At 40.4% G+C, this 21,611-nt stretch carries 17 protein-coding genes, 1 tRNA gene and 1 pseudogene; 11 read left to right on the top strand and 8 right to left on the bottom strand.

What is annotated here, in order from left to right; translation table 11 throughout:
* The coding region (locus FTT72_RS01155) for an MBL fold metallo-hydrolase (RefSeq protein ID WP_180134639.1) at positions 1 to 980 on the bottom strand (980 nt) is incomplete at its 3' end.
* 261 nt (positions 981 to 1,241) lie between these two features.
* Between FTT72_RS01155 and FTT72_RS01160 the strand changes: the two genes are divergently transcribed.
* Complete coding sequence (locus FTT72_RS01160) at positions 1,242 to 1,616, top strand: diacylglycerol kinase (protein WP_078191329.1); 375 nt, start codon at positions 1,242 to 1,244, stop codon at positions 1,614 to 1,616.
* Between the two features lie 140 nt (positions 1,617 to 1,756).
* Here FTT72_RS01160 and FTT72_RS01165 read toward each other — a convergent pair whose 3' ends face one another.
* Complete coding sequence (locus FTT72_RS01165) at positions 1,757 to 3,361, bottom strand: isocitrate lyase (protein WP_168378085.1); 1,605 nt, start codon at positions 3,359 to 3,361, stop codon at positions 1,757 to 1,759.
* A 682-nt stretch (positions 3,362 to 4,043) separates the two neighbouring features.
* Between FTT72_RS01165 and FTT72_RS01170 the strand changes: the two genes are divergently transcribed.
* The 3 genes and pseudogenes from FTT72_RS01170 (at position 4,044) to FTT72_RS01180 (ending at position 8,434) form a co-directional block, all read left to right on the top strand.
* On the top strand, positions 4,044 to 5,036 hold the full coding sequence (locus tag FTT72_RS01170) for a LysR family transcriptional regulator (protein ID WP_078191331.1): 993 nt from the start codon (positions 4,044 to 4,046) through the stop codon (positions 5,034 to 5,036).
* A gap of 129 nt (positions 5,037 to 5,165) precedes the next feature.
* Entirely contained in the window at positions 5,166 to 6,494 is a 1,329-nt protein-coding gene (locus FTT72_RS01175) for a hemolysin family protein (protein ID WP_078192153.1), read from the top strand.
* A gap of 598 nt (positions 6,495 to 7,092) precedes the next feature.
* Positions 7,093 to 8,434, top strand: a pseudogene (locus FTT72_RS01180) (CitMHS family transporter).
* A gap of 96 nt (positions 8,435 to 8,530) precedes the next feature.
* Here the strand turns inward: FTT72_RS01180 and FTT72_RS01185 are convergent.
* Entirely contained in the window at positions 8,531 to 9,037 is a 507-nt protein-coding gene (locus FTT72_RS01185) for a hypothetical protein (RefSeq protein WP_078191335.1), read from the bottom strand.
* A gap of 195 nt (positions 9,038 to 9,232) precedes the next feature.
* Between FTT72_RS01185 and FTT72_RS01190 the strand changes: the two genes are divergently transcribed.
* From FTT72_RS01190 to FTT72_RS01200, 3 genes are all read left to right on the top strand, one after another.
* Positions 9,233 to 9,967 (top strand): hypothetical protein, encoded by a 735-nt coding sequence (locus FTT72_RS01190; RefSeq protein ID WP_180039579.1) that lies wholly within the window; start codon positions 9,233 to 9,235, stop codon positions 9,965 to 9,967.
* A gap of 169 nt (positions 9,968 to 10,136) precedes the next feature.
* Positions 10,137 to 10,222: transfer RNA gene (locus FTT72_RS01195), tRNA-Leu, on the top strand.
* A 506-nt stretch (positions 10,223 to 10,728) separates the two neighbouring features.
* Entirely contained in the window at positions 10,729 to 10,980 is a 252-nt protein-coding gene (locus tag FTT72_RS01200) for a hypothetical protein (RefSeq protein ID WP_180162444.1), read from the top strand.
* Positions 10,981 to 11,039: 59 nt separating this feature from the next.
* Here the strand turns inward: FTT72_RS01200 and FTT72_RS01205 are convergent, their stop codons facing one another.
* From FTT72_RS01205 to rlmE, 4 genes are all read right to left on the bottom strand, one after another.
* Entirely contained in the window at positions 11,040 to 11,354 is a 315-nt protein-coding gene (locus tag FTT72_RS01205; protein ID WP_078191338.1) for a DUF5713 family protein, read from the bottom strand.
* A gap of 87 nt (positions 11,355 to 11,441) precedes the next feature.
* Positions 11,442 to 12,296 (bottom strand): dihydropteroate synthase, encoded by an 855-nt coding sequence (gene folP / locus FTT72_RS01210; protein WP_218949917.1) that lies wholly within the window; start codon positions 12,294 to 12,296, stop codon positions 11,442 to 11,444.
* 112 nt (positions 12,297 to 12,408) lie between these two features.
* The gene (ftsH, locus tag FTT72_RS01215) at positions 12,409 to 14,307 is read right to left on the bottom strand and encodes an ATP-dependent zinc metalloprotease FtsH (RefSeq protein ID WP_078191443.1); all 1,899 of its coding nucleotides are present in this window, start codon (positions 14,305 to 14,307) and stop codon (positions 12,409 to 12,411) included.
* Between the two features lie 136 nt (positions 14,308 to 14,443).
* Positions 14,444 to 15,094 carry a 23S rRNA (uridine(2552)-2'-O)-methyltransferase RlmE gene (gene rlmE, locus FTT72_RS01220; RefSeq protein WP_180177734.1) on the bottom strand — a complete coding sequence of 217 codons (651 nt, stop codon included), beginning with the start codon at positions 15,092 to 15,094 and terminating at the stop codon, positions 14,444 to 14,446.
* 195 nt (positions 15,095 to 15,289) lie between these two features.
* Between rlmE and FTT72_RS01225 the strand changes: the two genes are divergently transcribed.
* Together FTT72_RS01225 and FTT72_RS01230 are read left to right on the top strand one after the other, a co-directional pair.
* Positions 15,290 to 15,613 carry a YhbY family RNA-binding protein gene (locus FTT72_RS01225; protein ID WP_168378090.1) on the top strand — a complete coding sequence of 108 codons (324 nt, stop codon included), beginning with the start codon at positions 15,290 to 15,292 and terminating at the stop codon, positions 15,611 to 15,613.
* A 6-nt stretch (positions 15,614 to 15,619) separates the two neighbouring features.
* On the top strand, positions 15,620 to 16,159 hold the full coding sequence (locus FTT72_RS01230) for a DOMON-like domain-containing protein (protein WP_180010009.1): 540 nt from the start codon (positions 15,620 to 15,622) through the stop codon (positions 16,157 to 16,159).
* Positions 16,160 to 16,397: 238 nt separating this feature from the next.
* On the opposite strand, the gene FTT72_RS01235 is transcribed toward FTT72_RS01230, so the two are convergent.
* Positions 16,398 to 16,883 carry a hypothetical protein gene (locus FTT72_RS01235; protein ID WP_168378092.1) on the bottom strand — a complete coding sequence of 162 codons (486 nt, stop codon included), beginning with the start codon at positions 16,881 to 16,883 and terminating at the stop codon, positions 16,398 to 16,400.
* Positions 16,884 to 17,192: 309 nt separating this feature from the next.
* On the opposite strand from FTT72_RS01235, the gene carA reads away from it, so the two are divergent.
* Entirely contained in the window at positions 17,193 to 18,335 is a 1,143-nt protein-coding gene (carA, locus tag FTT72_RS01240; protein ID WP_168378093.1) for a glutamine-hydrolyzing carbamoyl-phosphate synthase small subunit, read from the top strand.
* Between the two features lie 13 nt (positions 18,336 to 18,348).
* Positions 18,349 to 21,579 carry a carbamoyl-phosphate synthase large subunit gene (gene carB, locus FTT72_RS01245; protein ID WP_180177735.1) on the top strand — a complete coding sequence of 1,077 codons (3,231 nt, stop codon included), beginning with the start codon at positions 18,349 to 18,351 and terminating at the stop codon, positions 21,577 to 21,579.
* The last annotated feature ends 32 nt before the right edge of the window (positions 21,580 to 21,611 follow it).

Genomic DNA, 21,611 nt, shown 5'->3' on the forward strand with positions numbered 1-21,611 from the left:
GGAGCTAAATTTAGCGGGTTCCAACGGAACTGACCATCATTTATTTCACTAATTTTACCAATACCCGGAAATGGTAAATGTGCAAATGCAACGAAGGTTTGCTCTTGAGCAAAACGTTTAAAAATTGCTAAACGAGTTTCACTGGCTTTGACCGGATCGACATCAAAATCAACAGATAACTTGGGTTGTTCAAACTGTAAATGATAGGAATGAACCACATCCCCGAGGATAGCAAAACTTTTAGCTTGCGACTTTAAGATAAAAGAATAATGCCCTGGTGTATGCCCAACACTCGGTAGTACTTCTAATCCATTAATCACAGAACCAACGCTAAAAGTCTTAAAACTCCGCATGGTCTGATAAGGCGCAATCGCAGCTTTAATTTTTGCAACGGTTGCTAAATAACCGTCACGTTTTTCGGCAGCTAAAGTGTCAACGGTGTTTTCACTTAACCAATACTGACTTTCTTGTTCATTGACGTAAACCGTTGCATTTGGAAACACGGCCTTGCCTTGTTTCGCAATGCCACATGCATGATCTGGATGTAAATGGGTTAAGAATACACTGCGTACACGATTAAGCTTATAGCCAGCTGCTTCAATATTTTGTGCAATAGAACCTAAGTTCGGACCAAAACAACTGGCTGCACCACTATCGACAAGACTGATGCCGCCTTGTCCATCATCAAGCAGGTAGGCATTGACACTGGTTTGTATGCCTTTGCTCTGATCAACCGCAAGCTTTTGAAATAAGGCACTGACTTCTTCTGGAGTTAAGTTTTGTTTAAACAAATCAGGACTTAATTCGAGTGTCCCATCTTTTAAAGCAATGACTTTATACGCACCCACTTGGAAAGAATAAAATCCCACGGGCTGAGTCACATTCGTTTTGATTTCCGTTTGAATAAATGCCGGCTCTGCACTGACAAACTGGCTGGTTAAAAGTGTTGCTGCAAGCACAGCAAAACTAAAGTTTTTCATTGTTGACCTATATCACTTTTATTATTTCATGCAATGAAGCAAAGGCTTCAAAATTAAAAAATTTAAACGCCTGTATTGTGCCTGAAATTCAGGCAAATTTTAAGTCCAATACATGATAAACATAGCACTAACTTGATACAGACTTATGTAAATCATCCTAAACGTTTAGGCCTCATAAAATAAAAACTGAATGCAAGAAAACTTTAAGCTTGGCATGCTATATTTTCGCCAGTTTTTAAATCTATACGTCTGTACAGTACTATGAGTGAAATTTCCCCGTTTAAAGGTAAATCTGGACTTAAACGAATTTTAAATGCAACGCAATATTCCCTCGATGGATTCAAAGCTGCTTATCAAAATGAAGCAGCATTTCGACAAATTGTCTGGATGAATATGGTGCTTATTCCCACCAGTTGTTTTCTCGATGTCAGTCGTGCTGAACATGCGCTTATGGTGGTGGTGTGTTTATTTGCCTTGATTGTTGAGTTATTCAATTCTGCCATTGAAGCCGTTGTCGACCGGGTATCTTTAGACAAGCATCCACTTTCTAAAATTGCCAAAGATATGGGAAGTGCAGCTCAATTTGTCGCTTTAGCAATTATTTTTTTTACTTGGTTAATTATCCTTTTGCCTTAAATAAAGGCTGTCTCACTCTATTTGCAGGGTTATGCCCTGCTTTTTTATATCGACACACTTTAATAAATGGATTTAAGAAGATTTTAAAGCCATAAAAAAACCCAGCTTTCGCTGGGCTTTTTTTCGAATCAGTTCAATGCTTAGTGAGCAGCGAATTGGTTCATTGTGTTTTTCGCATCGTCACCCGCTTTAAGCGCGTTGTCACCAGCGAAGATTTCTTTGTGGTCGTCACCGATGTCAGAACCAGCCATTGCTTGGTGTTTAACACAAGAAATCGTACCGCGGATTTCTTTACGTTGAACGCCAGCTACATAAGCAAGCATACCTTGGTCGCCGAAGTAACCTTGAGCAAGCTCGTGAGTAGAAAGAGCAGCTGTATGGTAAGTCGGAAGTGTGATCAAGTGATGGAACACGCCCGCTTCACGAGAAGCATCAGCTTGGAACGTACGAACTTTTTCGTCAGCTTCAGCAGCTAATTCAGAGTTATCGTATTCAGCGCTCATTAGTTTAGCACGGTCGTAAGCAGAAACGTCTTTACCTTCAGCAACCCAACGGTCGTAAGCTTGTTGACGGAAGTTTAAAGTCCAGTTGAATGAAGGCGAGTTGTTATAAACAAGTTTCGCATTTGGAACTGTTTCTTTAACACGGTTAACCATGTGAGCGATTTCTTCAACGTTTGGAGTCGCAGTTTCGATCCAAAGAAGGTCAGCACCATTTTGAAGGCTAGATACACAGTCAAGTACAACGCGGTCAATTTGCGTGTCTGGACGGAACTGGTACAAGCCAGAAGCAAGACGTTTTGGACGGTGAAGTTTACCGTTACGCTTGATTAGGATTTCGTCTTCTTGAGCTTCTGAAATGTCAATTTCAGTTGTGTCTAAGTAGCTGATGTATTGAGAAGCGATGTCGCCTGGCTCTTTAACCACTGGGATTTTTTGAGTCAAGTCAGCGCCTTCAGAGTCAGTACGAGCAACGATGATACCGTCATCAAGACCCATTTCTAAGAATGCATAGCGAAGAGCGTGGATTTTCGCGATGAAGTCTTCGTGTGGAACTGTAACTTTACCAGCTTGGTGACCACATTGTTTAGCGTCAGATACTTGGTTTTCGATTTGTAGTGCACAAGCACCCGCTTCGATCATTTTCTTAGCTAGTAAGTAAGTCGCTTCTTCGTTACCGAAACCAGCGTCGATGTCCGCAATAATTGGCACAACGTGAGTTTGGAAACCGTCGATTTGAGCAGTGATTTCAGCAGCTTTAGCAGTATCACCAGCTTCGTTTGCTTTTTTAAGCGCACGGAACAAGTCGTTTAATTCTTTCGCGTCAGCTTGGCGAAGGAAAGTGTAGATTTCTTCGATCAATGCAGGAACTGAAGTTTTTTCGTGCATAGATTGGTCAGGAAGTGGACCGAATTCTGAACGAAGAGCTGCAACCATCCAACCAGAAAGGTAGATATAACGACGTTCAGTTGTACCGAAGTATTTTTTGTTCGCAATCATTTTTTGTTGTGCGATAAAACCGTGCCAGCAACCTAATGATTGAGTGTATTTGCTAGAATCAGCATCATAAGCAGCCATATCACGACGCATAATAGCAGCTGTATATTTCGCAATGTCTAAACCAGTTTTGAAACGGTTTTGCATTTGCATACGTGCAGCATCTTCTGGGCTAATATCGCGCCAAGTGCTTCCGAATTTTGCTTTTAATTCACGGATTGCATCAATCGCTGTTAAGTATGTAGACATGATATGTTCCTGTAATAATATTAGGATTTTTCTGCAACGTAAGGCTAAAATCATACCCTCGAATGATTGTTCAGATTTAGAACACTTCGTTGCGATAGACACAGAGTAGATTGACTAAAAAAATTAATCCAATATTCTGCATTAATTTTCGGTATTTATTTAAAAAATATGTAGATTAAAGTCGTATTATAATAATTAACCAATATTCATAAGCATTTGTATTTAAATACTTTTATTAATATATTTTGCTAATTTTCTTGTCTATTTTTCAAACATTTTGATGAATTATTCTTCATTAGACTTAAGTCGACTGAGCATTCACTTTAAAAAAAACAGCATTTTTTACGCCTTTTTTGCCCAAATTTACCAAACTAAATGCATGGTTATTCCGTCCTCAAATGATTATGTAAATGAGATATTTCATCTTACTTTTTAGTTTTATGAACATCACTTCGCATAATCAAAATTGCTCCTTATTTTTATTATATTTATTTAAAAATATCGGTCTAAACAGGTAATAAGTGTTTAAGAAATATGTGCTGTCGCTTCAGCAAATTTGTCTTAAAACTGCCGAATTTTAGTACAAAAGTACACGTCATTTTTTCATCCATTTTTTACACAAGCCTTAGTAGTTATGGCATAATCAGATAAATTTCATGATTTTATTGTCGGTATTTATTTTATGAATCTGGAGCGGGTCGATCTCAATCTATTAATTTATCTTGATGTACTTCTTCGTGAAAAAAATGTGACTCGTGCTGCCGAGCAACTGGGTGTAACTCAGCCTGCGATGAGTAATATTTTACGTCGTTTACGCAACTTATTTAATGATCCACTTCTTATTCGTTCTTCAGAAGGTATGACACCTACAGAACGTGCGCTTGAATTACAGCCACGTATCCGTGATGCTCTCTCTGACCTTTCGATGATTTTGGAACCTCGTACCGAGTTCCGACCTTACACTTCAAATCGTGTCTTCCGCATCATGACTTCAGATTATGCTGAAGCAACACTGGTGCCGCGCCTAGTAAAAGCTTTGCGCTCAGAAGCACCCAATGTGGTTCTCGATTTTTTAACGCCTAGTGATGTGTCTTATCGAGATATGGAACAAGGTAAAGTCGACTTGGCGATTAACCGCTTTAATGAAATTCCGCAAAGTTTCCACCAAGTTTTGGTCTGGCGTGACAGTTTTTCATGCCTTTTAAATGCCAAGCACCCTGCTGCAAATAATTTAAACCTGAAAAGCTATCTAGATGCACAACACATTTGGGTATCTAAAACAGGTATGGGTGTCGGTTTTGGTGTCAATCCTGAAAAACAAGCGGGTCTAGGTTGGATTGATCAGGCTCTAGAACGTATTGGCCAAAAACGTAAAATTTCAGTTTTCACCCGTCATTATCAAATGCCAGGCTTATTGGCCTCGAATGTTGATTTGGTTGCGACTCTGCCAAGCCGTATCGCTCGCCTTCAAGCCAAAAGTCAAAACCTATTACTTCGCGATCCACCATTCTATATTCCTGAATTTGAATTAAAAATGGCTTGGTGTCCATTACTTCATCATCACCCTGCTCATCGCTGGTTACGTCAACTTATATTGTATGTTGCACGTCAAATGATTGAAGAAGAAAACCGCGAATACTTAATGAATAACTCTCAGTTTTCACAGTATCAGTAATTAATTCTTTAATTCCTTATTAATTCAAACGTATACTGTCACTATATAGGTAGTAGTTAAGACTACTACCTTGCCCATTTTTGTGTTAGAAATACAGAAAAATAGAATGAATCACAAACAGGTGTATTCGTGAGCCTTTTCCAAAATATTGTCATTATTATTCTCCTGATCGTCGGTGCGGGTTTTCTTTCATTAACAGAAATTGCCCTTGCGGGTGCACGAAAAGTAAAACTTAAAATTTTGGCTGAATCTGGAGATTCACGTGCACAACGTGTGCTTGACTTACAAGCCAACTCAGCAGACTTTTTCGCCGCATCACAAATTGGCTTAAATGCTGTGGCAATTCTTGGCGGTATTTTGGGTGAAGGTGCTTTTCGTCCTTACTTCATTAGCTTAGTCACTCGTTTTTATCAGGGCCCGTGGACTGAAACTATCGGTTTCACCCTGTCGTTTACTTTAGTCACCTCCTTATTCATTCTATTTGCTGATTTGATGCCAAAACGTTTGGCGATGATCGCACCTGAAAAAATTGCCGTTGCTGTTGTTGACCCGATTCAAATCTTTATTAAAGTGTGTAAGCCAATGGCGTGGGTGATTAATGCCATTGCCAATTTGTTGTTTCGTTTATTCAAAGTGAACACAACACGTGATGACAATATTACCTTTGACGATATTTCAGCCGTGATGGATGCCGGTGCTCAAGCTGGTGTACTACAAAAGCAAGAACACCACTTTATTGAAAACGTATTTGAGCTGGAAGAACGTAACGTCCCTTCAAGTATGACTACACGTGAAAACGTGGTGTACTTTACCCTAAAAGAATCAGAAGCCAGTATTCGTCAAAAACTCGCTGAATTTCCATATTCGAAGTTTTTAGTCTGTAGTGAAAATATTGATGACGTCATTGGCTATGTAGATGCCAAAGATATTTTGGTTCGTATCCTCAACAATCAGTCACTTCTACAGCTCAATGAAAATACTATTCGTAATGTCCTCACGATTCCAGATACATTAACACTGTCTGAATTACTCGATCGCTTTCGTTCAACCAAAGAAAAATTTGCCGTAGTAATTAACGAATACGCGTTGGTTGTCGGCGTTATTACCCTCTCCGACATTATGATTACCGTGATGGGCGACTGGGTAACACCGATTGAAGCAGAACAACAAATTATTAAACGTGATGCGGATTCTTGGCTTATCGATGGCAGTACACCAATTGAAGATTTAAAGCATGCCCTCGCTTTAGATGAAATGCCCGATGAAGAAAACTATGAAACCCTTGCGGGCTTTATGATGTTTAAACTGCGTAAAATTCCACGTCCAGCGGACTTTGTCACCTATCATGGCTACAAATTTGAAGTTGTGGATGTAGACCACTTTAAAATTGACCAATTATTAGTGACCCGCTTACAACAGGCTGAAACTGAACTAGATACACCAGAAGAATCGGATTAATTCGATTCTTTTTTTCTAAAACAATAAAATATAAATACGATGGAATACGAAGTTGTCTTTTTCACTTAAAGCGATTTTGACTTGCTTTAGTTTTTATACTGGGGCTTATCTGATCTATTATTTTTTTAAAGCTCATCCACAACCTTTATTTCTATTGCTCGGTGTTACACTGATCGCCACTGCGTGGTTTTTAACGCCTTATCCTTATGAACGTGGCAGACAACAATATGACGAAACCATGCGTTTTGGTCTGTTTTTTTATAATCCCTTAATATTTTGGTTCCGATTTTTTAGTTGGCCGATTCGGACGCTACTGTCTATTTTTGCATAAGCGTACTTGTTGTGATCAAACTGTATCTGCACAGCACTTACAGTTCTCTACTGATGTTGAATATATGTAAACAGACCACATTTTTTGAATAAAAATTAAAATAAATCGAAAAATCTCCCTTCCTTAATACCTTCATTATTAATGACTATTTTTCATTAAAATAGTGATGTATTTCACATTTTCTCACCTTTGTTTTGACTGATGAAATTTATCTTTATGCTCTGCCCTTGGATTTAAAAACAGCTTTATATTTCAAAGGAATGAACCATGTTAACCGTACTCGGTTTGGGCATGATCTTGTGCTTTATGTATTTGATCATGTCGAAACGCTTAAGCCCACTTGTCGCACTGACTTTAATTCCCCTACTTTTTGCCTTGATTGCGTGGTTACTTGGTTTTTATTTTGACAGCTTGTCACACATACAAATAAATGAAATTGGCGAAATGATGATAGAAGGTGTAAAAAAACTTGCACCGACTGGCATCATGCTGCTTTTTGCGATTCTGTATTTTGCCATCATGATTGATACAGGATTGTTCGATCCTTCGGTGAAATTTATTTTAAAAATGGTCAAAGGTGATCCGTTAAAAGTTGTCCTTGGAACCATTACCCTGACGTTAATTGTCTCTTTGGATGGAGATGGTTCTACAACCTATATGATCTGTGTTGCTGCCATGCTGCCACTCTATAAGCGCTTAGGTATGAGCCCATTGATTATGGCATGTTTGATTATGCTCTCTAGCGGCATTATGAACCTTACGCCATGGGGTGGGCCTACAGCCCGCGCCGCCAGCGCACTTCATGTCGACCCAAGTGATGTTTTTGTTCCGATGGTTTTACCGATGCTATTTGCCATCGGCTGGTTGTACTTTTTGGGAACCATGTATGGCCGAATGGAAAGAAAGCGTCTGGGAATTGTCCAATTGGATATCAGCCATGGTGAAAACATTCAAATTTCAGATAATCCAGAAGCCAACCGCGCAGATCTACGTTGGTTCAATGCACTGTTAACCGTCGTTCTGATGATTTGTCTGGTTTTTAGTATTTTACCTATGCCTATTTTATTCATGGTGGCTTTGTGTATTGCGCTAGTCGTCAACTACAAAAATGTCGACTTGCAGAAAAAATTAATCGCACATCATGCAGGTAGTGCTTTAAATGTGGTCGGTATTATTTTTTGCTGCAGGTATTTTTACCGGTATTTTAGCTGGAACAGGCATGGTAGAAGCCATGTCTAAAGAACTTGTGGCGATCATCCCTGAAAGTATGGGTCCCTATTTAGCACCGATTACTGCTGTGATCAGTATGCCGATGACTTTCTTTATGTCGAATGATGCTTTCTATTTTGGGGTTTTACCAATTCTTTCCGATGCTGCCGCTCATTATGGAATTGCACCTGTAGAAATGGCACGTGCCTCCATCGTAGGGCAACCTGTACACCTACTCTCTCCGCTTGTTCCTTCGACCTATTTACTCTGTGGACTTGCAGGTATCGAGTTTGGACAACATCAGAAATTTACCATTATCTGGGCTGTAATCACCTGTTTTGTCATGTTAGCAGCAGGTCTGATCTTTGGAATGTTTCCGTTTTATTCGAGCTTAACTTAAAAATTTAAAGATAAAAAAAGCACCATCAGGTGCTTTTTTATGCTTAACAATACTGAACTAGCCAGTGTTTTACACTCACAGGTTCATTTGTAGTGATTAATGCTTTGAAATTAATGCTTCTAGAACTGCTTCATAATGTATGCGAATGTCATCTTCTAAAATTTTATAAACATTGTCGAATTGCACCATTGGCCAGCCTTCTTTCCAAAATGGGAAAATGTTATGCAGGTCATGAGTCACCGTTGCGTCTTCACGTACAATCGCTTGTGCAACTTGTGACAATACTTGTGCAGTTTCAGCACCATCAATCGCTAAATAATCGATACCACGAACTTTCAAAATACGGATACGATCTTTTTTGTAGCGGATTTTTTTACTTTGGCCTTCATTTAAGCCTAAAGCCAAAGTCACAGCTTCAACAAATTTATCTTCAAATGCTTGATTTAATTTCACCAAAGCTTGTTTATGAGCCTCTTGACGACCAGCTTTCCCCCCACTACGAATCACTTCATTTGCTTCAGTATTTAAAACATCTGATTTCATCGACTGAAGAATGTCTAGAATTTCGATATCGCTTAATGTTTCAGGAGAGTGATCAGTCATAAACTGCCTATAAAAACTTAATATTCAATAAGTATGTATTTTCGCATAAAAGCAGCGTGAAAACTGCGACCTTCGCTATAGAAATTGCGTTTTCTCTTATAATGTTCAGATATACAACATGATTTAGAAAAAAATTATGTCAAAAATATCGAAATCAACTATATTACTTTCACGCTTTAATACTAACGTCACAATATGGCTCAAAAGAAACAGGCTGCACTTTACCTTCAACAACTGAAACAGCAATATCCAGCAGCCTTTAAACATAATTATTTATTTTATAGCCAACTGAAAACTCAAGGCATTTTAGACGAACTCAAAGAACTCATTCCTTGGGTTTTGGCGGCGATGATTTTTATTTCTTTGAGCATGAGTATTGGTCATGCAGTGCAACTATATTTTCCAGATATGAGTGAGTTTCGCGCTCATGGTGTTGCTGTACTGAGTATTATGCTGTTTTTCATGCTGGTTGTGCCCTTAGTCATCAAGCAAATCAAGCACAGTTCAATGTCACTGTATCAAAGTTTGAAGAATACGCCGTTCAGACTTACGATTGTAATTTTATTACAGTTACTCAATATCGCCTTTTTACAAAGCACCTTCGTTCAATCTGTATTGTTCTTTTTTGCCATGAGTTTCGGCTTTGTGCGTTTTTATAAAGAAAATCTATTCAAAGGTGGAAGTAACACCCAAGAATACTATTTTCTGCATGAAACACGTCGTATTGCTTATTGGTCGTATAAACAAATGCTTAAAGCCAAATTTCGTTTAACGCTCAGTAATCCGAATCAAGCAAACTACAAGCGGTTATCTGAGCGCTTTACCCAGTTCCAAAATTTGCACATACAAATGCTACATCAGGAAAATCAGCTGTGTAAAAAGCTAAAGCACCAAAATGTTGAACATTATCTTGATGAGTTAATGAAATAAGTCGGCGTTAATGAAGTGCAATAATCTTTCAATCACAGCTCAAAAAGTCCTTCAATACATCACTAGTTTTGAATATTTTCAACTTATATGCATGAATTGATTGATTTTAAAACAAACACCATCAAATACACTTGCCAAGCTCCATTTCGTCCTCTATTATTGCGCACATGCCCGAGTGGTGAAATCGGTAGACACAGGGGATTTAAAATCCCCCGCCCACAAAGCGTGCCAGTTCGAGTCTGGCCTCGGGCACCATTCTTATACTTCTAAGATTGGTGCAATAAAAGATCCAGCAATTTGCTGGTTTTTTTATGCCTAAAATTTAAAAACTTATTATTATTCAATGCCAATACCTTCAGATTTTGATCTCCCTGCACTACAACTTAAGCATCCCGATGCTTTTTATCAACGGTTGCTGTTTGCGCATTTTAAAATCATCAATCTAACGCCCACTGCACCTATTTTAATCTTTAGCTTTTGCCTGATACTTTTTATCTCACTTGGCAGCGCAGCACTTGGGCATATACTTTCAACGGCACTTTCAATTCACGCCCCAAAAATGGCGTTCAATCTTGGTGTATTGATTATTCTTCCTTTAATCTATTGCTATGTCTGGTATGCACATTATCAAGCACGTTTTAGCAGTAAGTTTGCAGTTCAACGTCTGCAAATACAGCTGTATCTCCTTGGGGGATTCACACTTCTCCTTACTATAAACTTTAAGTATCTACAAACAGATGTATTAAACCTCATCAGTCTCTGTGGACTTTTTTTTCAGTCTGTTTTTATGTGTATTTACTGAATTATTTTATAAACCTGAAAGCAGCGCCATTGAAAGAGTAAAACTACAAAAGCTTCGCCAACTGGCATTTTGGTCTTATCAACAATCTTTAAAACAAAAAGAACATCAATCGTATTTCTACGCCCTACACTTACAAGCCATGCAAGAAGAACAGAAACTATCAGCATCGATCAAATCATCGTTTAAAGATTTTATAGACAAAGCTAAATAATTTTTTAAATCCCTAGACACAAAAAAGCCCTGTCACTACAGGGCTTTTTTAAAGTTTAATTACCATTCTCGGTTAGCAACCAACTCTTCCATTTCAATATCCATATGGCCTTCATCTTGCAGCACCATCATCATGGCTTCTGCAATATAATCTGCAGCCGTATCATCCAAAGACGAATCTAAATCTTCAAATTGAGGTTTCATCTTATTGAGCTGTGCAACCGTTTCATTGGCAAAATGGTAGATATCAGTTGAACTTAAATCTGCTTTTGCAATTTTCTTCGCAAATTGAACAACCAATAACTTCACCTCTGCAACCAACACATCTGGGTAATATTCATCATCAAACATGGGTAGCAGTAAATCTGCAAACATACGAAACTCTATCACAAAACATTCAGGGCGCTTATATAACACAAATACTACAATTCACCAAATTTATTGGAATTCAGTATTTTCAAATCACACTGCATTCTGCATGGCTTGCCAAACACGTATCGCATCTACCGTTGCTTTGACGTCATGTGCGCGAACCATACATGCACCTTGTTGAATGCTGAGTAGATGCGCTGCAACCGAGCCTACTGCGCGATTTTGTGCATCTGCACCGCCAAGTGCTTCACCGATAAAACGCTTACGAGATAATGCCGAAAGGATCGGATAGCCCATGTCATTCAATTGATAGAATTGCTGTAAAAGCTTTAAGTTTTGCTGTGCATTTTTAGCAAAACCAAAACCTGGATCAATCATAATGTTTTCTGCACGCACACCGGCGTCTAATGCATCTTGCACACGTTGCTTTAATTCATCGATGACGTCAGCCACGACATCTTGATACTGATCTAGATTATTCATCGTGGTGGGTTCGCCGCGCATATGCATAATGATCACTGGAATGTCCAGTTTTGCAGCGGTTTCTAAGGCATTCGGCCGAGTTAATGCACGTACATCATTCCAGATATGCGCACCTGCCTGAACCGCTACCTCAATCACCTCAGGTTGTGAGGTATCGATAGAAATCACTACATTGTGTTTAGATAAGGCTTCAACGACGGGTACGACCCGTCGAATTTCTTCTTCAACCTCAACAACAGATGCACCCGGACGTGTTGACTCACCACCGACATCAATCACTGTCGCACCATCCGCAATCATTTGTAAGGCATGTGCTATAGCTTGGTCTTTACCATTGTGTTTGCCACCATCACTAAAAGAGTCCGGTGTGACATTTAAAATTCCCATCACATGTGGCTCTGACAAATCTAATTGCAAATTACCACAGTTTAAAATTTTATTCGGCAAAGACACCAACTTCATATTACACATCCCAGATTTTGCTATGCTTATTTTAACGCTAAGTTTGCTCAGCATTTCGCTCACATGCATTTATTTTCATATAAAAAAACCACCCGAAGGTGGTTTTAAATTTTTATGCTTTTGGCAATGACGGTAATGGTGGTGGAACATCTGGACCATCCGTTGGTGTGACATCAATCACTGGATTTTCAGCGATGTACACTTTTGGTGGTTGTGGTTCACGACCTTCCATAATGTCACGGATTTGATCACGATCAATGGTTTCCCATTCAAGTAATGCTTTCACCATGGCATGCGCAATATCCTTGTTATTTTCAAGAATGTCGCGAGCAACTTTATATTGTTCATCTAAAATACGGCGAACTTCACGGTCAACTTCAAGCTGCGTTGCTTCGGAAATCACACGACTTCCTAAACCACCCATGAATGACTGCTGTGAGTCATCTTCGTAAACCATGACGCCCATTTTATCGGACATACCGTATTTAGTGACCATTGCACGTGCCATTTTCGTTGCACGCTCAAAGTCATTTGAAGCACCAGTCGACATTTGGTTAATGAAGACTTCTTCTGCAATACGACCACCAAACAAAATTGAAAGTTCATTCAACATTTTGTCTTTGTAATGGCTAGTTTGGTCATGTTCAGGCAACTGCCAAGTAACACCCAGTGCCCAACCACGCGGCATGATTGTCACTTTATGTACTGGGTCTGTACCCGGCAAAATTTCAGCAACAATCGCATGACCCGCTTCATGATAAGCCGTCGCACGACGTTCTTCTTCACGAATCACCATCGATTTACGTTCAGGACCCATGTAAAGCTTGTCTTTTGCATCTTCAAAGTCATGCATATCGACCGTGTTCTTGTTACGACGTGCAGCAAACAGTGCTGCTTCGTTTACAAGGTTAGCCAACTGAGCACCTGAGAAGCCCGGTGTACCACGTGCCAAGACTTTAACATCTACACCAGTCACAGAAGGTAATTTTTTCAAATGTACATTCAGGATTTGCTCACGACCTTTAATATCCGGTAGAGATACCATCACTTGACGGTCAAAACGACCTGGACGAAGTAAAGCTTTATCCAATACGTCAGCACGGTTTGTTGCAGCAATAACGATAATACCTTCGTTGCCTTCAAAGCCATCCATTTCAACCAACATTTGGTTTAATGTTTGCTCACGCTCATCATTACCACCACCTGTACCTGAACCACGGTGACGACCAACGGCATCGATCTCATCGATGAAAATGATACATGGCGCATGACGCTTTGCTTGTTCAAACATGTCACGGACACGAGACGCACCCACACCCACGAACATTTCAACAAAGTCAGAACCCGAAATACTAAAGAACGGTACTTTCGCTTCACCCGCAATCGCTTTAGCAAGTAAAGTTTTACCCGTACCCGGAGGACCAACCATGAGCACGCCTTTCGGAATGCTTGCACCAAGTCGCTTGAACTTAGATGGATCTTTTAGGAAGTCAACGATTTCAACAACTTCTTGTTTAGCTTCATCACAGCCCGCAACATCAGTAAATGTCACTTTGATTTGGTCTTCAGACAGCATTTTTGCTTTTGACTTACCAAAACTCATTGGGCCATTCTTACCACCAGCTCCACCACCCATGTTGCGCATAAAGAACATGAATAACAGAATGATTAAAAGAACAGGGAAACTTGCAATCAGAAGTTGCATCAAAATACTTTGACGCTGTGGCGCTGTACCTTCAACAACAACATTGTTCTTGATCAGGTTCGGCATAAGTTCAGGATCTTGAACCGCAGGACGGATACTTTCAAACTCAGAACCGTTTGATTTTTCGCCACGAATTCTTTCGCCATCAATGGTGACTTGTTTAATCTGACCCGCATTTACGGCTGCCACGAACTCAGAATAGTTCATCGCGGTCGGTTGATTGCGGTCACTGACGTTGCTGAAGATTAAAACCAGCACGCCTAGGATAACCAGCCACAACACGGCATTCTTAAAAAGATCGCTCAAAGCTTTATTCCCATTTCTATCTAATTCGTTCAATCCCATTTACATGGGTGACTCTAATACTTACGCTGCAGAGTAGCTTCGCAATAATTTAAAAACGTACAAAATGCACAATTTTTAACGAGTTGGCAAGTAAACTTTACTTGAAAGCTTTCTTACGTCCCTGCCCGATTAAAAACACTTCTTTAGATCGAGCACGTGAAGCCGCCGGTTTTGCTGTTTTCAGCACATCAAATGTGTCTACAACTTGCTTACGGTATTCATCAAATCCAATACCTTGGAACACTTTAACAACAAACTGTCCATTTGGTCCAAGAACCTTTTGAGCAAAGTCGATTGCTAATTCACAAAGATAGATCTGACGCGGTTGATCTACAGCCTTATTACCTGATGTATTGGGGGCCATATCTGAAATTACAACGTCTACAGTACGTCCATCTAAAATTTTTAACAATTCATCGAACACTTCTTGTTCACGAAAGTCACCTTGCAAGAAGGTCACATCGGGTAAAGCATCCATGGGTAAAATATCAGAAGCAATTACCAAACCTTTGTCGCCAACAAGTTTACCGGCAATTTGCGACCAACTACCTGGTGCAGCACCTAAGTCGACAACGGTCATGCCCGGCTTGATCAATTTGTATTTTTCTTGAATTTCAAGCAATTTATAAGCGGCACGCGCACGATATCCTTCCTTTTGTGCTTTTTTCACAAAGGGGTCATCAAGATGCTCACGCATCCAGTCACGACTACTTTTGGATAATTTCTGGTTAGTAATGCGGGTATCCATAACTCTCTAAATAAAAAAAACTTCTCAGTCTTGATTGTACGTGAAATTCAGCAATTTTGCAGTAGACATGTGTATCTAAAAAGCATCTTAAATCATGTTTTTTTCAATAATCTTCATCGAGAAAATGCCGATTAAATACAGCGCTTCAACTTTGATTTTGCTATACTAGGTCGTTTTTAAAATTAGGTTATATTTATGGCGGCTTTATCTATTCAAGAACGTAAACGCTTACGTCAAATTGGTCACACCCTAAACCCAGTTGTAATGGTTGCGGACAAAGGCTTATCAGAAAGCGTTATTGAAGAATTAAACCGTGCGTTAAACGACCATGAGTTAATTAAAGTGAAAGTTGTGGCAGAAGACCGTGAAGCTCGTGCTGCAATGATTACTGAAATTGCGACTGTTTCAGGTTCTGAAGTTGTTCAAACGATTGGTAAGATTGCTTTGATTTACCGCAAAGCGGCAAAACAAAATGCAAAACTGTCTAACCTTGTTCGCTACGCACACCTGTCTAACTAAGCATTTATGGCAAGTTTCGAACTCAGTGCCTTTGATCGTCGCTTTCAGGCTGTATCAGTCGTTGGTGCTATCGAACAACAAAGCCCATATACTTTAAATGTGGGTTATTGGATTCGAGACCCAAACCAACTGATTCAATGGCCAGAATTGGTATCAGCTCACCCACGAATCGATTTTTTGTGGGAACAGACCTGCTTAGAAGTTTTTATTGGTGTACACAATGAAGACTTTTATCGTGAAATCAACCTCTCCCCTTCACAAGCTTGGCAGGCTTACCAGTTTGAAGAATATCGCTATCCAGAAGATATGCCGCCACAAGCTGCTTACGATATTGAACTGAATCAGTTGAAACGGACGCACTATGGCTTAAATGTCAGTCTTGATCTGACAGAATTTATGCTGAAGTACAAACTTAAATGGGAAGATCTCTATATTGGTCTAACTGCAGTACTGAAAACCCCTCAAGGTGAACAGTACTATGCCATGCAGCATAGTAGTCCAAATGCTGACTTTCACAACAAGCGTGATTGGCTACATCAGTTCTAAACCATTTGATGTTTTGATCTTCGATAAAAAGCAAAAGTACGATCTTTTGCTTTTTTATTGCCTGTTTATTTTAAATAAGTATTTTGGACTTAAATGTACCATTCACAATAAGGGAGCCATTAATGACTCCCTTTTGCATATTTAGCGTTAAATTGAAGTTTAATTCGCTCTCACTGAATCCAGCTCCCTGGAATGACTAGACTTAGCTCAAGCGTTTTAAAATTCATGTCATTCACAATTAACTTTTAAGATCTGTGGTTTGATCCGTAACTTCAGCTTTCACTGGTGAAACTTTTTTCCACGCTTCCAAAGTATGTTCCTTAGAACGCTTAAATGTTTCTGTTAGATGATCTTTGTGCTTTCCTGAAATTTGGGTCACATCTTCTTTCAGCTCTTTTCCAAGTTTTGAAAGATCATCAATAACAGTATTAAACTCAGTTTTCACAAATTCTTTGAGTTCGCTAAAATCTTTTTGCGATGAACCAAACTGAACTTTTAACTGATCAAGTTTATTCAATACATCTTGCTTCAACTGACGCAATTGATCTTGCACACTGGCATTCAACTGCTTTGCCTCTGCTCCGATCTTTCCTTTGCTTTCAGTGACCGCTTCTGTGGCTTGAACACTTGCCTCTTTTGCAACTTGTTCAAGCTTTTCAGCACCTTCGATAACGACTTCTTTCAGGGAGGTTTTAGCCGCTGTTTGTTTTTGTTGTGTTGCCATGACTTTGTACCTATAGTTTTTGCTGACCGACCCACATTAGCGCTTTTTGATAAATTTTAATTTATGATTTGTCTGACAATAATTAATTGCTTACATTTTTCTAAGATTTTGCAAAACCAAACTTTATTCTAAAATGCAAGCGCTTTATCTGCTTTATTCCTGATATTTACGATGGACTTTCAGTGGCTTTCTGCGTATAATGCCGTGTTAAGTTCAAGCGAGCAGATGTAAGGAGGGTAGGTTTTTAAGCAGCCTTCCTTTTTTTTCGTCTTCTCGCTTTTTTACAGCCTAAATTTCAGGAGCTTTGGTTTGAGCACCCCAGCAATTTTAGCCCTTGCCGACGGAACTATCTTTAAAGGTACTTCTATTGGCGCATCGGGTAGTACGACTGGTGAAGTCGTTTTTAATACAGCAATGACTGGCTATCAAGAAATTTTGACTGACCCTAGTTATGCACAACAACTTGTGACACTAACTTACCCACATATCGGTAACACAGGTTGTAATGATGAAGACGCTGAGTCAGGTCGAATTCATAAAGTATGGGCTAACGGATTGATCATTCGTGACCTACCTTTATTGCATAGCAACTTCCGTGCTGAGCAATCACTTGGTGATTACCTTGAACAACACAATGTTGTTGCTATTGCAGACATCGATACACGTAAATTAACGCGTATTCTGCGAGCAAAAGGTGCACAAAATGGTTGTATCCTTGCTGGCGAAAACATTACAGAAGAAGAAGCTTTAGCTAAAGCACGCGCTTTTGGTGGTTTAAATGGTTTAGACCTTGCAAAAGAATGCTGTGACCCTGAAGGCTTTGAATGGACTGAAGGTTCTTGGACATTAGGTAAAGGTTTCTCTCAGCCTGAAGCTAAATTCCATGTTGTTGCATACGATTACGGTGTCAAAACCAACATCTTACGTATGCTCGCAGACCGCGGTTGTAAATTGACTGTCGTGCCTGCGCAAACTCCTGCTGCTGACGTACTTGCATTGAATCCAGATGGCGTGTTCTTATCGAACGGCCCCGGCGATCCAGCTGCATGTGACTACGCAATTGAAGCTGTAAAAACAATTGTAGAAGATGCTCGCAATGTACCAGTATTTGGTATTTGCTTGGGTCACCAAATTCTTGCACTTGCTTCAGGTGCAAAAACTGTGAAAATGCCTCACGGCCACCACGGTGCCAACCATCCTGTTCAAAACATGGAAACTGGTATTGTGATGATTACTTCGCAAAACCATGGCTTCGCAGTCGATGCAGAAACATTACCTGCAAACTTGAAAGCTACGCACAAATCACTGTTCGACCAAACCCTTCAAGGGATTCATCGTACAGACAAACCTGCGTTCAGTTTCCAAGGTCACCCCGAAGCAAGCCCTGGTCCACATGACTGCGCACCATTGTTCGATCATTTCATCGAACTTATCGAAGCATCTAAGAAGTAATTAAGGAAGCATCATGGCTAAACGTACAGACATTAAAAGCATCTTAATTATTGGTGCTGGTCCGATTGTCATCGGTCAAGCATGTGAGTTTGACTACTCAGGTGCTCAAGCATGTAAAGCCCTTCGTGAAGAAGGCTACCGTGTTATTTTGGTAAACTCTAACCCAGCAACCATTATGACTGACCCTGCTATGGCAGACGCAACTTACATCGAGCCGATTACTTGGCAAACTGTAGCTGCAATCATTGAGAAAGAACGCCCAGACGCAGTTCTTCCTACAATGGGTGGTCAAACAGCATTGAACTGTGCCCTTGCACTCGATGCCAACGGTATTTTAGAAAAATACAATGTTGAATTGATTGGCGCGACGAAAGAGGCGATCGAAAAAGCGGAAGACCGTAAACTTTTCGATATCGCAATGCGTAAAATCGGTTTGGAATGCCCTCGCGCTGACGTTGCAGAAAGCATGGAACACGCTTTGGAAATCCAAGCACGTTTCGGCTTCCCTGTAATTATCCGTCCATCATTCACCATGGGTGGTTCAGGTGGTGGTATCGCTTACAACCGTGAAGAGTTCATTGAAATCTGTGAACGCGGTTTCGATCTTTCTCCAACCAAACAATTATTGATCGATGAATCTTTAATTGGTTGGAAAGAGTACGAAATGGAAGTTGTTCGTGACAAAAACGACAACTGTATCATTGTATGTACCATTGAAAACTTTGACCCAATGGGCGTGCACACTGGTGACTCAATCACTGTTGCTCCTGCGCAAACATTGACAGACAAAGAATTCCAGCTTTTACGTAATGCATCTTTAGCTGTACTTCGTGAAATTGGTGTTGAAACTGGCGGCTCTAACGTTCAGTTCGGTATCAACCCGAAAGACGGCCGTATGGTTGTGATCGAGATGAACCCACGTGTTTCTCGTTCATCTGCACTTGCGTCTAAAGCAACAGGTTTCCCAATTGCGAAAATCGCGGCGAAATTGGCTGTAGGTTATACCCTTGATGAGTTGAAAAACGACATCACTGGCGGTACAACCCCTGCATCTTTCGAACCTGCGATCGACTATGTTGTAACCAAGATTCCTCGTTTCAACTTCGAGAAATTCCCGCAAGCTGACGCAACTTTGACGACTCAGATGAAATCTGTAGGTGAAGTCATGGCCATTGGCCGTAACTTCCAAGAGTCTGTGTCTAAAGCACTTCGTGGTCTTGAAGTGGGCGCATGTGGTTTTGACGAAAAAATCGCTGTGGGCACTGAAGGCGCACGTGAGAAAATTCTTGTTGAATTGAAAGTGCCAGGTCCAGAGCGTATTTGGTATGTAGGCGATGCATTCCGTCACGGTTTCACCCTTGATGAAGTATTTGAAGCAACCAAAATTGACCGTTGGTTCTTGATTCAAATCGAAGATATCATCAAAACTGAAAACCAAATCAAAACTTTAGGTTTTGGTGATTTGAATGCGGACAACATCCGTTCGTTCAAACGCAAAGGTTTATCTGACCTTCGCATTGCGGACTTGATGGGCATTTCACAAAAACAATTCCGTAAACACCGTTGGAACTTGGGCGTAACTCCAGTTTACAAACGTGTAGATACATGTGCTGCAGAATTCGAATCTGACACAGCTTACATGTACTCAACTTACGATGAAGAATGTGAAGCGAACCCATCGAACCGTGACAAAATCATGGTCATTGGTGGCGGTCCTAACCGTATTGGTCAAGGTATCGAATTCGATTACTGCTGTGTACACGCGGCTCTTGCAATGCGTGATGACGGTTATGAAACCATCATGGTGAACTGTAACCCTGAAACGGTTTCTACAGATTACGACACATCAGATCGTTTGTACTTCGAACCAATTACTTTGGAAGATGTACTTGAAATCGTTCGTATCGAGAAGCCAAAAGGCATTATCGTTCAGTACGGTGGTCAAACTCCGCTTAAATTGGCTCGTGCTTTAGAAGAAGCTGGTGCACCAATCATCGGTACATCACCAGACGCAATTGACCGTGCGGAAGACCGTGAACGTTTCCAACAAATGATTCAACGTCTGCAACTTCGTCAACCAAACAACAGCATCGTAAAATCTGCTGAAGAAGGTATGGCTGAAGCTGCTAAAGTTGGCTACCCACTTGTGGTACGTCCTTCTTATGTCCTTGGTGGTCGTGCGATGGAAATCGTATACAACGATGACGAATTGAAACGCTACCTACGTGATGCGGTTCAAGCATCGAATGAAGCGCCAGTACTTCTTGACCACTTCCTAGACGATGCGATTGAAGTTGACGTGGACTGCGTATCTGACGGTAAAGACGTTGTGATCGGCGGTATCATGCAGCACATCGAACAAGCGGGTATTCACTCAGGTGACTCAGCATGTTCTATTCCTCCTTACTCTTTATCTAAAGAAGTTCAGGACGAAATGCGCCGTCAAACCATCGCTATGGCGAAAGAGCTTGGCGTAATTGGTTTAATGAACGTTCAGTTTGCTGTTAAAGGCACTGACGTATACATTCTAGAAGTGAACCCACGTGCATCACGTACTGTTCCATTCGTATCTAAGTGCATTGGTGAATCTTTAGCGAAAGTTGCTGCGCGTTGTATGGCTGGTCAATCTTTAGAATCTCAAGGATTCACTACAGAGATTATTCCTGAACACTTCTCTGTAAAAGAAGCAGTGTTCCCATTCAACAAATTCCCTGGTGTTGACCCAATTCTTGGCCCTGAGATGAAATCTACAGGCGAAGTGATGGGTGTAGGTAAAACATTTGGTGAAGCGTTCTATAAAGCTGTGTTAGGCTCTAATGACCGTTTACCAGGCCTACCAACGGAAAGCGAAGTAAAACATGCATTCTTATCTGTTCGTCATTCTGACAAGCCTCGTGCTGTTGGTATTGCGAAACAGTTAACAGATCTTGGCTTCAAAGTCATCGCTACTGGCGGTACTTATGATGTGATTAAAGATGCTGGTATTGAATGTGAACGTGTGAACAAAGTGACTGAAGGCCGTCCTAATATCGTAGACCGCTTGAAAAATGGCGAAGTTCACCTCATTATCAATACAACTGAAGGCAAACAGGCTCAAGAAGATTCATTCTCGATCCGTCGCTCTGCATTACAAGGTAAAGTGTATTACACAACTACCCTTAACGGTGCTGATGCAGTATGCCAAGCTTTAGCAATCAAATTGCCAATGGATGTATACCGCTTACAAGACCTTACTAAAGGTTAATTAAGTTACCGAGAAGTCCCGCCACCTCTCGG

This window comes from Acinetobacter sp. YH01005 (assembly GCF_013420465.1).
Lineage (GTDB): Bacteria > Pseudomonadota > Gammaproteobacteria > Pseudomonadales > Moraxellaceae > Acinetobacter > Acinetobacter amyesii.

Coding starts and splice junctions, on each gene's coding strand:
- carB (WP_180177735.1), top strand. CDS start 18,349: ATGGCTAAACGTACAGACATTAAAAGCATCTTAATTATTGGTGCTGGT.
- rlmE (WP_180177734.1), bottom strand. CDS start 15,094: ATGGATACCCGCATTACTAACCAGAAATTATCCAAAAGTAGTCGTGAC.
- FTT72_RS01235 (WP_168378092.1), bottom strand. CDS start 16,883: ATGGCAACACAACAAAAACAAACAGCGGCTAAAACCTCCCTGAAAGAA.
- FTT72_RS01160 (WP_078191329.1), top strand. CDS start 1,242: ATGAGTGAAATTTCCCCGTTTAAAGGTAAATCTGGACTTAAACGAATT.
- FTT72_RS01165 (WP_168378085.1), bottom strand. CDS start 3,361: ATGTCTACATACTTAACAGCGATTGATGCAATCCGTGAATTAAAAGCA.
- FTT72_RS01185 (WP_078191335.1), bottom strand. CDS start 9,037: ATGACTGATCACTCTCCTGAAACATTAAGCGATATCGAAATTCTAGAC.
- FTT72_RS01205 (WP_078191338.1), bottom strand. CDS start 11,354: ATGTTTGCAGATTTACTGCTACCCATGTTTGATGATGAATATTACCCA.
- FTT72_RS01190 (WP_180039579.1), top strand. CDS start 9,233: ATGGCTCAAAAGAAACAGGCTGCACTTTACCTTCAACAACTGAAACAG.
- FTT72_RS01225 (WP_168378090.1), top strand. CDS start 15,290: ATGGCGGCTTTATCTATTCAAGAACGTAAACGCTTACGTCAAATTGGT.
- FTT72_RS01230 (WP_180010009.1), top strand. CDS start 15,620: ATGGCAAGTTTCGAACTCAGTGCCTTTGATCGTCGCTTTCAGGCTGTA.
- FTT72_RS01170 (WP_078191331.1), top strand. CDS start 4,044: ATGAATCTGGAGCGGGTCGATCTCAATCTATTAATTTATCTTGATGTA.
- folP (WP_218949917.1), bottom strand. CDS start 12,296: ATGAAGTTGGTGTCTTTGCCGAATAAAATTTTAAACTGTGGTAATTTG.